The following is a 14,517-nucleotide window of genomic DNA, read 5'->3' as shown; positions in this document are numbered from 1 at the left end:
TCACACTCTTAAAACATATATAGAACAAATGTTCTATATATGTTTTAACATAAATATTGTATTATGTAAATCTTTTTATCATAAAGTAGTAATAAAGAAGATTGTAGAGTTGGGTAAGCTTATAAAGCCTGTTCAGGCAAATCAGACTTTAGGTAGCAGTCTATCGCATAAAAATGTACAAGTTGAACCTTCTATATTGTCAAAAGATACACAAATAACCGGTATAAATAAGATGAGTTCGACGGAAAAGAAGGCTTCAGTTTTTTCAAATATACCGGCAGAAGAAGATTTGAAAGAGACTTCAGAAGCTCAATTTACAGAAGAAATAAAAGAGTTGGCTGAGAGTTTAAATTCTGTTATAGAGATTTATGAATATGTCTGGAATAATATAAATTTCGAGGCATATTACGGGTCGAGAAAAGGTGCAGTGGGAACCCTTGACCAAATGGCAGGGAATGATATTGACCAGGCATCGCTTCTTATTTCCCTTCTTCGATATAAAGGAATTCCTGCTCGATATGTGAGAGGAACAATTGAGATACCTGTAGAGAAGGTGATGGGATGGACTGGAGGGGAAACACCACAGGATGCAGTGAGAATTCTGGCATCTCTTGGAATACCAACAGTTTCTGTCGTCAGTGGCGGAAAGATATCTCACGTCAGAACAGAACACGTATGGGTTGAAGCTTATGTGCCTTATCAGTACTACAGAGGTGCAGGACCTATGAAGGGCCAAAAAATATGGGTTCCTTTAGATCCGAGCTTCAAACAGCATGAAAAAATTGAAGGCCTTGACTTGAGCAGCATTATAGACATTGATACAGAAGCTTCAATAGAGGGTTTTAAGGATGGCATCATTGTATCAGATAAATTGCTTTCAGTTTCAAGAGTAAATGTCCAGAGCGTTTCAGAAAAGATAGAGAATGTAGATGCTAAAATTGAAGAATTTATTAATCAAAAGGGTTTGGAAAAAATAAAGAGTGAGGAATTAATTGGAGGGAAAAGGATTATTCCTCAAGACCTTGATATGCTGCCTCTCTCACTTCCATATAAGGTTGATGCTGTATATGAGAAGACAAGTGTTGTGCCAAAAGAATTGAGAGAGAATAGAAATTTAAAACTTGGGAAAATAAGCGATATTCCATATCAGCAGCTGTTGGATGTTTATTATAAGTATTTTCGTAAAGCAACACTTCAAGAAGCAAATAAAATTATTAGCAATGAAATGAGAGAATTATCTATTTTTCCATATTACTCTTTTGACTTAACAACTCTTTATGGAAGTGTTGATGGACAAAAGTTGGGAGTAAAACATCCTACAATAAAAGCAAGACATTCCAAAAAGTATTTTGGAAAAGGAAGAGGAATGGTTTCTTATGGGATGCTTGTTAACCATAATTATGTAATAGGAGACACCATTGGTGCTAATGAGCATGAAAGTTATTTTGTTTTTGATATTCACTATAATAACATTACGGATATTGTACCGGATGCAATTACTGGTGATATGCACAGTATTAATAAAGCAAATTTCGCTATATTGCATTGGTTTAAAGTATATTTCAGACCGAGATTTACAAATTTAGAAACTCAATTGAAACATCTTTACTGTGGGGATGAGCCTGAGAATTACCATGATTATTATATAAAGCCAGTTGGACAAACGCAAATTGATAAAAAATTAATTGTTGAAGAATGGCCTAAAATAAAACAGATTATTTTAACACTTGCAAATAAGGAAATTACACAAAATAAGATTATTAAAAAGCTTTGTACTTATAAGCAAACACGAACACTCAAAGCAATTTTTGAGTTTGATAAATTAATACGAAGTATTTATACTTTAAAGTACTTAATGGATCCTAAATTACAGCAAGATGTACATCGTTCTCAAAACCGTATAGAATCTTTTCACCAATTACGGGCTGCAATAGCAAGTGTTAATGGGAAAAAGCAGCTGAGTGGGAAAACAGATATAGAAATTGATATCAGTAACCAATGTGGACGCTTAATTGCAAATATCATTGTTTATTATAACTCTGCCTTATTATCACTTATACTTGAAAAATATAAATCCTGCAATAATACTAAAGCTATTGAAAAGTTAAAAAGAGTCTCACCTGTGGCTTGGCAGCATATTCATTTACTTGGGCATTATGCATTTTGTAGCAACAAATGTCCAATTGATTTAGAAGAGATAATATCTGTTCTTCAAATAAAATAGATGCAATTGGTAATGTTTGCAAATATCAAAAATTTGGAGGGGTTGTGCCTATAACCCCTAGATGCAAAAAAATCCCCCAAACTTTATGTAAAATAGCTTGAGGGATAATAGATTTTTGTCTTAAGTAATAATATAAGAAAATGTCACAACAGGTTCTGAATTACTGTCTGTGTTGTAATGTAGCCTTTTAAAGGTGTCCTTTAAGCCGCCTTTCATGTAATCCTTTCTTTCATAATAGAATTCCAGAATTTCATTAAATTCAGGATTAATTTCTACTTCTTCACTTGCAATAGAATGGGCAATTTCCTCCGCCGACCTTAGATCTGGCTCTGATTTATCCACTTGTTTTGTCTCGGGATTTACCTTTACTGAACCGCCTTCCCAAGGGAATATATAAGTCTGGCTCATAAAGCCGCAAATATCAGGTGTTATCAATGAATTATCCAACCAATTGTGATTAAGTGCAAACGTCACAGTGTTGCCTCTAATATTAACAAGTTCTGGATAATCATTAAATTCACTTGTATCTCCCGCGACAATTAAACCATTTTGTACCGGTGTATTTCTAATGTATTGTATGCAATCCACACCCAATATCTTTGAAATTGCTTTGCTAAGAATTTCAGAGTTTCGACTTGGCAGAATATATACTGTTGTCGGAACCTTATCTAGTTTTATAAGGTATTTCTCTAGTTTGCTTATGACCAGCTTTACTTCTTTATATGAACCGAATTTAGCTACATATCGGCCTCCTGCAACCTGTAAAGCATTTTCAGCTACGCTGTTGTCAAAATAATCGAGAATAGCACTGCCGTACTGAATGTAATGCCAAATTCGAATTATATATTCTGGATTTTGTACTGTTTTATATCTATTCAGACATTCTTCTAATTTATCAATTGCAGCAAAAACAGCTGCTATATTTTTATCTTGCATATTTAATCTATCTTTAAATTGTTTTTTTGTATTGCTGATAAATTCCTCAATTCCATCGGGCTGACTTGATAACAGTGAGCACCAATGCAGTTGGCACAAAGCCCAAAAATTATTGTCTATTACTTCGTTGGCGGTATGCCGGAGGCGGTTCAAAGCTTTGTAGATGATAAGGACTTTAACGAAGTACGTAATATTCAAAAGCAGATTTTGGCGGCATATGAGCAGGATTTTTCCAAGCATGCACCAAACGAAATCGTTCCTAAAATCCGCATGGTCTGGAACAGTATCGCTTCCCAGCTTGCCAAAGAGAACAAGAAATTCTTTTACGGTCTTGTACGTGAGGGTGGACGGGCCAAAGAATTCGAAACAGCAATAATGTGGCTTGTTGATTGCGGTCTTGTGCACAAGGTCAGCCGTGTAAATGCGGCTCGCATTCCACTCAAAGCCTATGAGGATTTGAAAGCTTTCAAACTGTATATGGTCGACGTGGGACTTCTCGGCTGTATGACCGGTTTGCGCCAGCAAACACTTCTTGACGGGAACGATTTGTTTACCGAATTCAAGGGCTCTTTGACAGAGCAATATGTATGCCAACAGTTGAAAACAATAAATGATTTAGGTGTTTATTATTACACTAATGATCGTGGCTCTTGTGAGGTTGATTTTGTTATCGATACCGGAGAACAGATCATTCCGATTGAAGTCAAAGCAGAGGTCAATCTTAAAGCCAAGAGCTTGCGGGTATATAAGGATAAATACAATCCTGAAATATCAATCCGCACATCCATGGCGGACTATAAAAAGGAAGATTGGCTTGTTAATCTGCCGCTGTTTGCAATAGAAAATGTAGTAAGCAAATAAGATATTCCATTTCAAAAGCTAAAAATCTAAAACTTGAGGGTTCTTTGCAGCAGGAGCAGTGAACCAGAACATACTTGTTAATAGAATCAAATATACCGGTAAAACTTTTTTTGAATGCAAATATAACAATCGGTATTATAAATAGGGGTTTCATATACCAGCCTAATACCTTATGATGTCTTTCAAATTTCCAATTAAAAAACACATCATTGGTCAGTAATAGTATTATGAAAAATACTATGGCAGCAACTGCAAATAACATTCCGAATATAAAATCTATTTTCTTCTTAGTAAGCCTACTTGTATTTTAATTACTTTTATTCCGGATTCCATTAAATAGTATATGTAAGAGAGAATCCACAAAGTTGTCAAAGGCTTTATTTTTCAGTTTATGAATAAATTACTGATGCATGCAAAAAATAAATAAAACTGCTTGGAAAGGATTGTTTATGTTCAGATATATTTATAGGAAAATTCGCTGTTCATTATTAAAAAATATAGAAAAACGCATGCATCAGGATGCTTTAGCGGGTAAGAACAACAGTGAACCGATATTCCCTGACTTAAAAAGGAACCTGGAAGCAATTAAAGGTATTTTGCACAACAGCAGCGATGTGACAATACACGAGTTCAACTTTGGGCATGACAGAAGATTCAAAGGTGCCGTGATTTTTATCAATAGCATGGCAGATAAGGGAGAAATCAATAAAAATATACTGGAGCCTTTAATGTATGGCGCATTACTGCTTAAGAAGGATGCGGATATAGATTTTACCGATATTGATTGCGTAAGAAAGAACTTGATTCCTATAACGGATAGCCGGAAAGTGACACTGTTCAATGATTTGATTGAATGTTTATTGGCAGGGTCAACCATTCTATTGATAGACGGCTCAAAAGAGGCTTTGGTTATCAATTCCGGGAAGCGCGAATCCCGTGCTATAGACGAACCGGTAACAGAGGTTGTTGTACGCGGGCCCAGGGAGGGCTTCAATGAAAACGTAAATGTAAGCATTGCCCTTATTCGCCGTAAAATTAAAGATCCCGATTTATGTGTAGAAAAAATGATTATCGGTGATAAATCAAAAACAGATGTATATATTGTATATATAAAAAGTGTAGCAGATCCGAAGCTGATCGAAGAAGTCAGAAGACGGCTGAACAGAATAAAAATAGATGCTATTCTGGAATCAGGGTATATTGAACAATTTATTGAGGATAGTTCCTACTCTATTTTCCCTACTGTTTCAAACAGCGAAAAGCCTGACAGGGTTGCAGCCAAAATACTTGAAGGACGTGCTGCGATTTTGGTTGACGGTACACCTTTTGCTCTTATAGTACCCATGTTGTTTATTGAAAGCTTTCAAAGCAGTGAAGACTATTATTCCAGACCGTTTCATGCAAGCATTATGCGTATAGTAAGGTTTTTGTCCTATATCATCAGTATTTTAGGACCTGCAATTTATGTGGCATTGACTGTTTTCCACCAGGAGATGATACCTACACAGCTTTTGATATCCATAGCGGAAGGACGTGAAAAGGTACCTTTTCCGGCAATTTTGGAAGCTTTTTTGATGATGTTTACCTTTGACATTTTAAGAGAAGCAGGAGTACGATTACCGAAATCGGTAGGACAAACAATCGGTATTGTCGGAGCAATTGTACTGGGGCAGGCATCCGTTGAGGCCGGGCTTATAAGTCCTATTATGGTAATTGTCGTATCTTCAACAGCCATTGCAAGCTTTACCGTTCCGGCACAGACTGATTCCGGAACGATTCTTAGGTATATATATCTTGTACTTGCCGGACTTGCCGGAGGTTTTGGTGTAATTATGGGTCTTTTGGTAACGTTGTTTCATATGGCATCTTTAAGGTCTTTCGGAGTACCGTATTTATGGCCTGTTGTACCGTTTGATTTTTCAAGTTTGAAGGATGTTTTTATAAGGATGCCCCTGTGGAAATTGAAAAAACGTACAAAGGTTATCGTTTATGACGGTTCCGATTCTTACAAACGTAATCCGGGTTGATGTAGTTACAATTAAGGAAAGCAATTGTGATTCTACATAAAAGGAGCGGGCTGCGATGGGAAATAAGATGAATTTACCGATTATGAAATTGATTTGAATTTGCTGGTTTGGATAGACAAGGGCTCAATGTATATTACGCTCATCCATATTCTGCGTGGGAAAGGGGTACTAATGAGCGACATAATGGTCTTATACGGCGGTTCATACCTAAGGGAAAAGCTATTAAGGACCTAACCCTTGAGCAGATAAAACGAATTGAAAACTGGTGTAATAACCTGCCCCGGAAGATACTGGGCTACCGTACACCGGCAGAACTATTTAACGACGAAATACAGCGTATACTTGAGATCGTTCCAGACATGCAGTCTGTTAGTTAAGGACATACATTCCAACCCTTTACGAGTATAACAGGCGGGTGAAATGGTATCAAGGGGAAAACCGCCCTTGACACCATTTCACCCGCCTGTTGAAGAATGGTTAAGGTTGGAATGATAAATATCATCAGGTTTCTTTAAAAAGTGTTGCATTTAATATTGCAATTTAAGAATCTTTTTAAAAAGAAACTATTGACAAGTAATAATATTATATTTATGCTTTATTAAGTAAATAAATAATAACTGCTATATTAAAATAAAATGCATTTTATATTAAATAATGCTTCCCAAACTAATATAATCTATGCTATATGTTTGGGGAGCAAAGAAACAGTCTACAAAGATAGGTTACCTGGGTAAACTAATGTTTTGTAGAAAAATTTATAAAAAACAAGAATGGAGGAATGACAATGAAATTAAATAAAATGAAACTAAAATTTGGTGCAGCTGTTCTTGCGGCTACAATGTCTTTAGGTATCACAGCGTTTGCAGCTAGTGGAACTATAACTTATAAAGATATTTCTGCAGAATATTCTTTGAAGTGCGATTTTGGATGGAAAATTTTTAAGGATGATGATTCTGCTAAAGCAGACACTAAAATGGTTGGCGGCAAAAAAAGTGGACATAGAGTTGCCTGCAGGCTTGAAATGTGGGAAGATAGTTCTGGTGTAACTACATACAAATATGAGAGTGATGATGTATGGGCACAGTGCAATATAACATATTCAGATGTATACTGCTTTAAAAGCAGGCATTCAATAGATAACTCTAATAATACTAAAGAGTTAGTAGTTAAGGCATTATCAGAAAAAGAGCCATTAAATTAATAGTAGCTTACTTTTTGCTTGAAAATAAACATATAGTGGTTTTACCACTATATGTTTATTTTCAAACACTGAATCTTTTAGACATTAAATTACATTGCATAGGAGTATGATAGATTTCATGAAAAAAGTAATTAGAATGTTAATCAGACAGATTACAGCTTATCCGGTTTCGTCAATTTTTATAATAATTGGATTTGTTATTTCTCTGACATTGATTTCTTTTGGCACAACAAGCATTATAGAAATGGCTGAGAAATTGTCAGCTAAATTAAATTATGAGCCTCAAAATGCTATTAAAATAAGAGTTTCTTTACATAAAGACATAGAGGAAAAGGATGTTTTAAGCTTGTTTGGCGGGATTTCTGAAAATACTGGTGTTATTTTTAATAATATTTATTCTTTTATTGATAAATTGGAAGATAGAGGCATGATAGCTATTGAAGGTGAATATTATTCAAAGGATATTGTAAGGAGATATCCTTTGCTAAAGGGACGATACTATACAAGAAGTGAGTTAAATAATGGAGATAATGTAGTTTTAATAGGAAAAGAATTGGAGAAATATAGTGAAGAAAAAGGCAAAGAAAAAATTATTATGATTCAAAATATTGAATATAAAGTTATTGGAATAATTGGAGAAAGAGAAAAAAAGTCAATTCTGGATTATAAGGTAGTTATGCCTATTACATCTATACCTGAGGTGCATAAAGACAGAATTAAATATTCAAAAGAACTTGATTTTACTATACATAGTAATTATGGCGACACATATAAAGATTATAAAATTATTCGCCAAAATATAAATATGTTTGATGCAACATCGTCGATTGAAGAAAATATTATAGAAAACGATGTGGACATTGTTACAAGTATTTTGTCAAGACCAAGTATGCAGGTTTCACTATCCGTATTAGTATATATTTTTTCAATAATAAATTGTATAAACCTTACATCTTATTGGATAAATAAAAGGAGATATGAAATAGGTGTAAGGAAAGCTTTTGGGCAAACAAACTTCGATATTATTTATCTTCTTTTTAAGGAAATGCTGATTATTTCTGTATTCTCATATATATTAAGTTTAATAATACAGTTGTTCTTAAAGCTCTTTTTTACAGAGATTATAGGGATGCAAATTGAAATATCGGTAACACACTTTTTGACTTCAGCTTTTTTTGTCTTATTATCATCAGTACTAACGGTAATTATACCTGCGTTAAAGTCGATAAAGATGCAGCCGGTTGATGCGATGAAAGTTTAGAGAGGAGACGAATATGAGTTATTTTAAGATTATTTTTTCATCTTTTCTCAAAAGAAAACTAACTTATTTGCTCATAGTAATACAGCTTGTAATCACTTTTCTTATGTTAATAAAAGTATTTACAAATATTAGTGTTTTTTACTACCAGGAAAATAGTATTAAAAAATATACGAATTTAGATATGAACAAAACAGTCAGAGTAATATTTGAATATTCAGAAGAAACTCCAAGCTTTGTGGATAAGTTTAATGTGTTAAAACAATACATTAATAGTCTTGAAGGAGTAAGAGGCTATGGCGGGTATGATGGTACAGGCATGTATATTAATGATTTGGCTGAAAACGAAGATTATATTAATTTAAATAAAAAAATATATAAGAACACTTTCAGGGAGGAAAATCCCGGTATTTCGGAAATATTTTATACCGACGAAATTTGTTACAATATTCTTGATATTGAGATATATGAAGGTAGAAGTCTTAACAAAGATGACTTCAATACGGATAATGTTGAAGAGATACCTATTTTGGCCGGTTATAAATATAAAGATATAATAAAATTAGGTACTGTGCTTACAGTCGGGGATCAAAAAGAAAAATTTAAAGTAGTAGGAATAATGAAACCAAATAATAAATGGTTTTCAGATGACGATTATATAAGACTGCCATTAGAAGATATCGACAGCAGGTTTATAATTCCATTTACTCCTACTCAAAAAAACGATTTAATGTCTACATTATGTATGCTGCATAAGATGTTTTTTGTTCTGGACTCATCAGATGATTTTTTAACGCTCTCGGAACAAATAGAAAGAAAAGCCTTGGATTTGGGACTTAAAGTGAGTTGTGTGACAATGGCCCAGGAATTACAAGAGTATAAAAATGAAAAATTAGAAACTTTTAAAATTAATATATTTATTAGTATATTCTTTATGATAGCTGCTTTATCAGGGACGACAGCTGTAATTCTATCTTCAATAATTCAAAGAAAACGTGAGTTCGGTATCAGATTGGCAACAGGCGCAAGTATAAATAGCCTTAAAATCATCATTGTAGGAGAAATTATGCTAATAACTATTATTTCAGCCATTGTAGCGTTTGCTATTTCTTACTTAAATAATTATACTTCTATCAGTTTATATAAGGAAATTGTGTTTGATTTGTTCAAGGATGAAGTGCTGCTTTTTATTCTAGCATCTATAATTATAATGACTTTTGCTTCATCTATATTGCCAATAATAAAAATAAACAGATTACAGCCGAGAGAATTGATTGGGGGAAGAGAGTGATATGGAGATAATTAGGTTAGAAAATATAGGAAAGATATATGGAAAAGACAGTTATAAAACAATAGCGCTGCAAAATGTTAATTTAAAAATTAATGCCGGTGAGTTTGTATCTATTATGGGGGCATCAGGTTCCGGAAAGTCAACTTTGCTTAATATAATTGGATGTATGGATATTCCGACAAGTGGAAGCTATTATTTGAAAGGAAGTTTAGTTAATGGATATGGTAATTCAAAACTAAGCAAAATTAGAGGTTCTGTAATTAGCTTTGTTTTTCAACATTTCGCGCTTTTGAATGAATACACTGTTTATGAAAATGTAGAGCTGCCGTTGTTAAATATTAAGATCTCAAGAAGAGAAAAGAAAGAGAGGATATACCATTATCTGGAACAGTTGAAAATTAAAGACTTGGCGAATAAAAAACCAACACAAATATCGGGAGGACAACAGCAAAGAGTTGCAATAGCAAGAGCACTCGTGAGCGAGCCTGAAATAATACTTGCAGACGAACCTACAGGTGCTTTGGATCAAAAAACAGGCATTGAACTGCTAGAGATAATGAAAGCAATAAATAATGAGGGAAAAACTTTAATAATAGTTACCCATGACAATAAAGTAGCTTCGTATTCTAAACGGATAATTACTATAACGGATGGGAAGATAGATTCAGATGTGACTAATAATAGTGACTTGGAGGAAAAGATATCAAAATCATCATAATTTATTTAAAAAGAGGGGGATAAGAATGAGAAAAAAGATAATATCTATTGTAATAATAGTGATTGTTTTAATATCATCAGCTTTATTCTTTAGTTTTAGGTATAAAAATGATGTTAAGTTAGAAGAAAATCTGGAAGGATTATTTTTAGCAGAAGATTTTGATCCAAATTATACAACTTTTTATCAGGGAATTAATATTAATAAATCCAATATAAAGGAATTGACTGTTGATTTAGAAGTTGTTCTCGATGGAGGAAGTGTTGTGTTTGAGTTGAAATCTCCGGATAATGCAGTACAATGGACAGGAACTGTAAGCAAAGAGAGTATCTTTTCTGAGCAAAAAGTAATAAAAGTTAATAACTCAATTGGAAAATGGTATTTATATTTTTATGTGAATGAAGAGACTAATGGCAAATATAGTGCTCATGTAATAGGCAAGTAAAGGAATAAAAATATATAGAATCTTGATGTTCCAAATAAATTTGATTGCCACTTTAACCGGGCTCATCGCCCGGTCAAAGTGGCAATTATTATAAATATATAAATCTTATTTTAAGCGGGATTTATCCTTTTCATCAAATCTTGGCTTTAGAACAATGGTTGCAAGAGGTGGAATGCGGAGCTTCATAGAATAAATAAATAGGGGTTTCATATACCAGCCTAATACCTTATGATGTCTTTCAAATTTCCAATTAAAAAACACATCATTGGTCAGTAATAGTATTATGAAAAATACTATGGCAGCAACTGCAAATAACATTCCGAATATAAAATCTATTTTCTTCTTAGTAAGCCTACTTGTATTTTAATTACTTTTATTCCGGATTCCATTAAATAGTATATGTAAGAGAGAATCCACAAAGTTGTCAAAGGCTTTATTTTTCAGTTTATGAATAAATTACTGATGCATGCAAAAAATAAATAAAACTGCTTGGAAAGGATTGTTTATGTTCAGATATATTTATAGGAAAATTCGCTGTTCATTATTAAAAAATATAGAAAAACGCATGCATCAGGATGCTTTAGCGGGTAAGAACAACAGTGAACCGATATTCCCTGACTTAAAAAGGAACCTGGAAGCAATTAAAGGTATTTTGCACAACAGCAGCGATGTGACAATACACGAGTTCAACTTTGGGCATGACAGAAGATTCAAAGGTGCCGTGATTTTTATCAATAGCATGGCAGATAAGGGAGAAATCAATAAAAATATACTGGAGCCTTTAATGTATGGCGCATTACTGCTTAAGAAGGATGCGGATATAGATTTTACCGATATTGATTGCGTAAGAAAGAACTTGATTCCTATAACGGATAGCCGGAAAGTGACACTGTTCAATGATTTGATTGAATGTTTATTGGCAGGGTCAACCATTCTATTGATAGACGGCTCAAAAGAGGCTTTGGTTATCAATTCCGGGAAGCGCGAATCCCGTGCTATAGACGAACCGGTAACAGAGGTTGTTGTACGCGGGCCCAGGGAGGGCTTCAATGAAAACGTAAATGTAAGCATTGCCCTTATTCGCCGTAAAATTAAAGATCCCGATTTATGTGTAGAAAAAATGATTATCGGTGATAAATCAAAAACAGATGTATATATTGTATATATAAAAAGTGTAGCAGATCCGAAGCTGATCGAAGAAGTCAGAAGACGGCTGAACAGAATAAAAATAGATGCTATTCTGGAATCAGGGTATATTGAACAATTTATTGAGGATAGTTCCTACTCTATTTTCCCTACTGTTTCAAACAGCGAAAAGCCTGACAGGGTTGCAGCCAAAATACTTGAAGGACGTGCTGCGATTTTGGTTGACGGTACACCTTTTGCTCTTATAGTACCCATGTTGTTTATTGATAGATAGGTATTTGCTTTTTTCATAATATCATATTAAATTCTGTTTTTCACTACTAAAATCAAAAATCATCCAATACAATATACATTTGCTTCATTTTTAAATAATAATCCCAAAATAATATTATCTTTAAGTATTGAACCTCCTGCACAAAACAAAAAATAGCACTACAAACTTAAGGTTATAAGAATTTATTCTTTAAAACCAGTCCTCATATTTTGGCATTTCATCACAAGTTTCATAATCAGGAAAAACATTATTAGAATTGTGTTCTTCATAATTACCGTCTTTATTTTTGCCCATATTTTCATTACTTTTTTCATTGTTTCCAATTAGCAATGAATTGGCCAATATAAAATGTTCAAATTGTTGTGGTATTTTGAAATGATTAGGCGGATCATGATTCTGAATTCCCCAAAGCTTCAAATCTTTCAAAATCTTCTCGATAGTTTCTTCATCCTCTACAAACGAAATTATTCTCATTTTCCCATTGCAATATTTACATTTTAGAGGATCAACATTATAAACCTTTTGAATAAGTCTTGCCCAGTTTTTACGAAAAGCTTTTTTAGATAAATCACTACTTACAATTACAGGTACTTTATCATATGTCTCAGCTTTTTTCCTTTGTCCTCTACTCTTATTTGAATAATAACCATAATATCTTACAAATTGCTCTCCCTTATTTGGGATATGAGTTACCAATCGTGCTAACCAATCCAAAGCATCAAAAGCTTGAATTTCTCTGCTATTTTTACCCTTGTAAATAATTTTCCCAACTTCATTTGAACTTTCTTCTGGTGGTATGTAAAACATTCTTTCCTGAGAAATTGGAGCACGAACTACATATTGAGCAAGTTTTTCAATACTCTCCTGTTCCTCTGCGTATATTGCCTCCCCACAATAAACATTAAATCCAGTATTTTCCCAACTAAGCATGTTATCTATAATAAATTGATTAATTTTCCCCTCTTTTTTGAGCATCTTTAGTACTTCTGACTGAAAAACCTTCTCAATATCTTTTCCTTGAGGTAATACTGATTTTATAAAATCTCCGTCCCCTTTAAAACAACCATCTGTTGCAATTACATGTAAATGAGGATTAAAGTTTAAAAAATCTCCAAATGTTTGTACAGCTATAACAACACCAGGAACTGAATCTTTATCTCCAGATGAACTTTTAAGATAATCACATAAGACTTTCCATGCACATCTTGATAGTTTTGCAAGTAGCTTTCTGTCATACATAAAATAGCATCTAAGTCTTTTGGGTATACTAAAGACCCACTGCCTGTGGGAAACTTCTTTTAAAACCTCAGTGTATAAAAACTCTCCAAATTCAACTACTCTTCTCTGATGACATGAAGGACAGAACGCCCTCCGTTTACATGAAAAAGGCAATAGATACTCCTTGTTACAATCTTCACACTTAACACGGGCAAACCCTAGATGCAAATTCCCACAATCAAGGTAATCATATATAACATCTAGAATATGGGATCTCCAATAACCGTATGTATTTTGGTACCTATCATCCCACACTCTCTCCAAAACTTCAAAATTCTCTTCTACGCACCTATAATAATAATTTTTCCGTGGCTCTCTTGGAGAATATATCCCCTGATTATTCGAACTTTCATAAAGCATTAGTACTCACACTCTTAAAACATATATAGAACAAATGTTCTATATATGTTTTAACATAAATATTGTATTATGTAAATCTTTTTATCATAAAGTAGTAATAAAGAAGATTGTAGAGTTGGGTAAGCTTATAAAGCCTGTTCAGGCAAATCAGACTTTAGGTAGCAGTCTATCGCATAAAAATGTACAAGTTGAACCTTCTATATTGTCAAAAGATACACAAATAACCGGTATAAATAAGATGAGTTCGACGGAAAAGAAGGCTTCAGTTTTTTCAAATATACCGGCAGAAGAAGATTTGAAAGAGACTTCAGAAGCTCAATTTACAGAAGAAATAAAAGAGTTGGCTGAGAGTTTAAATTCTGTTATAGAGATTTATGAATATGTCTGGAATAATATAAATTTCGAGGCATATTACGGGTCGAGAAAAGGTGCAGTGGGAACCCTTGACCAAATGGCAGGGAATGATATTGATATTTTTAATTAGGTTATGTATTATTATCT

General features: G+C 33.5%; 12 protein-coding genes and 2 pseudogenes. 11 read left to right on the top strand and 3 right to left on the bottom strand.

Going from position 1 to position 14,517, the window contains the following annotated elements; translation table 11 throughout:
- Positions 1-28 precede the first annotated feature (28 nt).
- On the top strand, positions 29-2,224 hold the full coding sequence (locus HVS_RS04570; protein ID WP_101299669.1) for a Tn3 family transposase: 2,196 nt from the start codon (positions 29-31) through the stop codon (positions 2,222-2,224).
- A 120-nt stretch (positions 2,225-2,344) separates the two neighbouring features.
- Here the strand turns inward: HVS_RS04570 and HVS_RS04565 are convergent, their stop codons facing one another.
- Positions 2,345-3,160 carry a hypothetical protein gene (locus HVS_RS04565; RefSeq protein ID WP_242971684.1) on the bottom strand — a complete coding sequence of 272 codons (816 nt, stop codon included), beginning with the start codon at positions 3,158-3,160 and terminating at the stop codon, positions 2,345-2,347.
- A gap of 117 nt (positions 3,161-3,277) precedes the next feature.
- On the opposite strand from HVS_RS04565, the pseudogene HVS_RS04560 reads away from it, so the two are divergent.
- From HVS_RS04560 to HVS_RS04520, 8 genes and pseudogenes are all read left to right on the top strand, one after another.
- A pseudogene (locus HVS_RS04560) lies at positions 3,278-4,021 on the top strand (DUF4143 domain-containing protein); the annotation flags it as partial.
- Positions 4,022-4,470: 449 nt separating this feature from the next.
- Positions 4,471-6,048, top strand: coding sequence for a spore germination protein (locus HVS_RS04550; RefSeq protein WP_159063390.1), 1,578 nt, complete (start codon positions 4,471-4,473; stop codon positions 6,046-6,048).
- A gap of 119 nt (positions 6,049-6,167) precedes the next feature.
- Positions 6,168-6,425: pseudogene (locus HVS_RS04545) on the top strand (IS30 family transposase); the annotation flags it as partial.
- Between the two features lie 407 nt (positions 6,426-6,832).
- Entirely contained in the window at positions 6,833-7,249 is a 417-nt protein-coding gene (locus tag HVS_RS04540; protein ID WP_101299665.1) for a hypothetical protein, read from the top strand.
- A gap of 118 nt (positions 7,250-7,367) precedes the next feature.
- On the top strand, positions 7,368-8,510 hold the full coding sequence (locus HVS_RS04535) for an ABC transporter permease (RefSeq protein ID WP_159063389.1): 1,143 nt from the start codon (positions 7,368-7,370) through the stop codon (positions 8,508-8,510).
- Between the two features lie 13 nt (positions 8,511-8,523).
- Positions 8,524-9,798 carry an ABC transporter permease gene (locus tag HVS_RS04530; RefSeq protein ID WP_101299661.1) on the top strand — a complete coding sequence of 425 codons (1,275 nt, stop codon included), beginning with the start codon at positions 8,524-8,526 and terminating at the stop codon, positions 9,796-9,798.
- A 1-nt stretch (position 9,799) separates the two neighbouring features.
- Complete coding sequence (locus tag HVS_RS04525) at positions 9,800-10,516, top strand: ABC transporter ATP-binding protein (RefSeq protein ID WP_038290140.1); 717 nt, start codon at positions 9,800-9,802, stop codon at positions 10,514-10,516.
- A 25-nt stretch (positions 10,517-10,541) separates the two neighbouring features.
- Positions 10,542-10,958: a hypothetical protein gene (locus HVS_RS04520; RefSeq protein WP_038290137.1), complete on the top strand. Its 417-nt coding sequence runs from the start codon at positions 10,542-10,544 to the stop codon at positions 10,956-10,958.
- A 105-nt stretch (positions 10,959-11,063) separates the two neighbouring features.
- On the opposite strand, the gene HVS_RS04515 is transcribed toward HVS_RS04520, so the two are convergent.
- Positions 11,064-11,276: a hypothetical protein gene (locus HVS_RS04515; RefSeq protein ID WP_101299658.1), complete on the bottom strand. Its 213-nt coding sequence runs from the start codon at positions 11,274-11,276 to the stop codon at positions 11,064-11,066.
- A 187-nt stretch (positions 11,277-11,463) separates the two neighbouring features.
- Between HVS_RS04515 and HVS_RS04510 the strand changes: the two genes are divergently transcribed.
- On the top strand, positions 11,464-12,378 hold the full coding sequence (locus HVS_RS04510) for a spore germination protein (protein WP_159063388.1): 915 nt from the start codon (positions 11,464-11,466) through the stop codon (positions 12,376-12,378).
- Positions 12,379-12,567: 189 nt separating this feature from the next.
- Here HVS_RS04510 and HVS_RS04505 read toward each other — a convergent pair whose 3' ends face one another.
- Complete coding sequence (locus HVS_RS04505; protein WP_101299654.1) at positions 12,568-14,016, bottom strand: IS91 family transposase; 1,449 nt, start codon at positions 14,014-14,016, stop codon at positions 12,568-12,570.
- Between the two features lie 34 nt (positions 14,017-14,050).
- Between HVS_RS04505 and HVS_RS04500 the strand changes: the two genes are divergently transcribed.
- Positions 14,051-14,500: a hypothetical protein gene (locus tag HVS_RS04500; RefSeq protein WP_159063387.1), complete on the top strand. Its 450-nt coding sequence runs from the start codon at positions 14,051-14,053 to the stop codon at positions 14,498-14,500.
- Positions 14,501-14,517 lie beyond the last annotated feature (17 nt).

Source organism: Acetivibrio saccincola (assembly GCF_002844395.1).
In the GTDB taxonomy this organism is placed as follows: Bacteria; Bacillota; Clostridia; order Acetivibrionales; family Acetivibrionaceae; genus Herbivorax; species Herbivorax saccincola.
The sequence above is the reverse complement of the archived record's forward strand: the minus strand, read 5'-3'. Positions and strand labels throughout refer to the sequence as shown.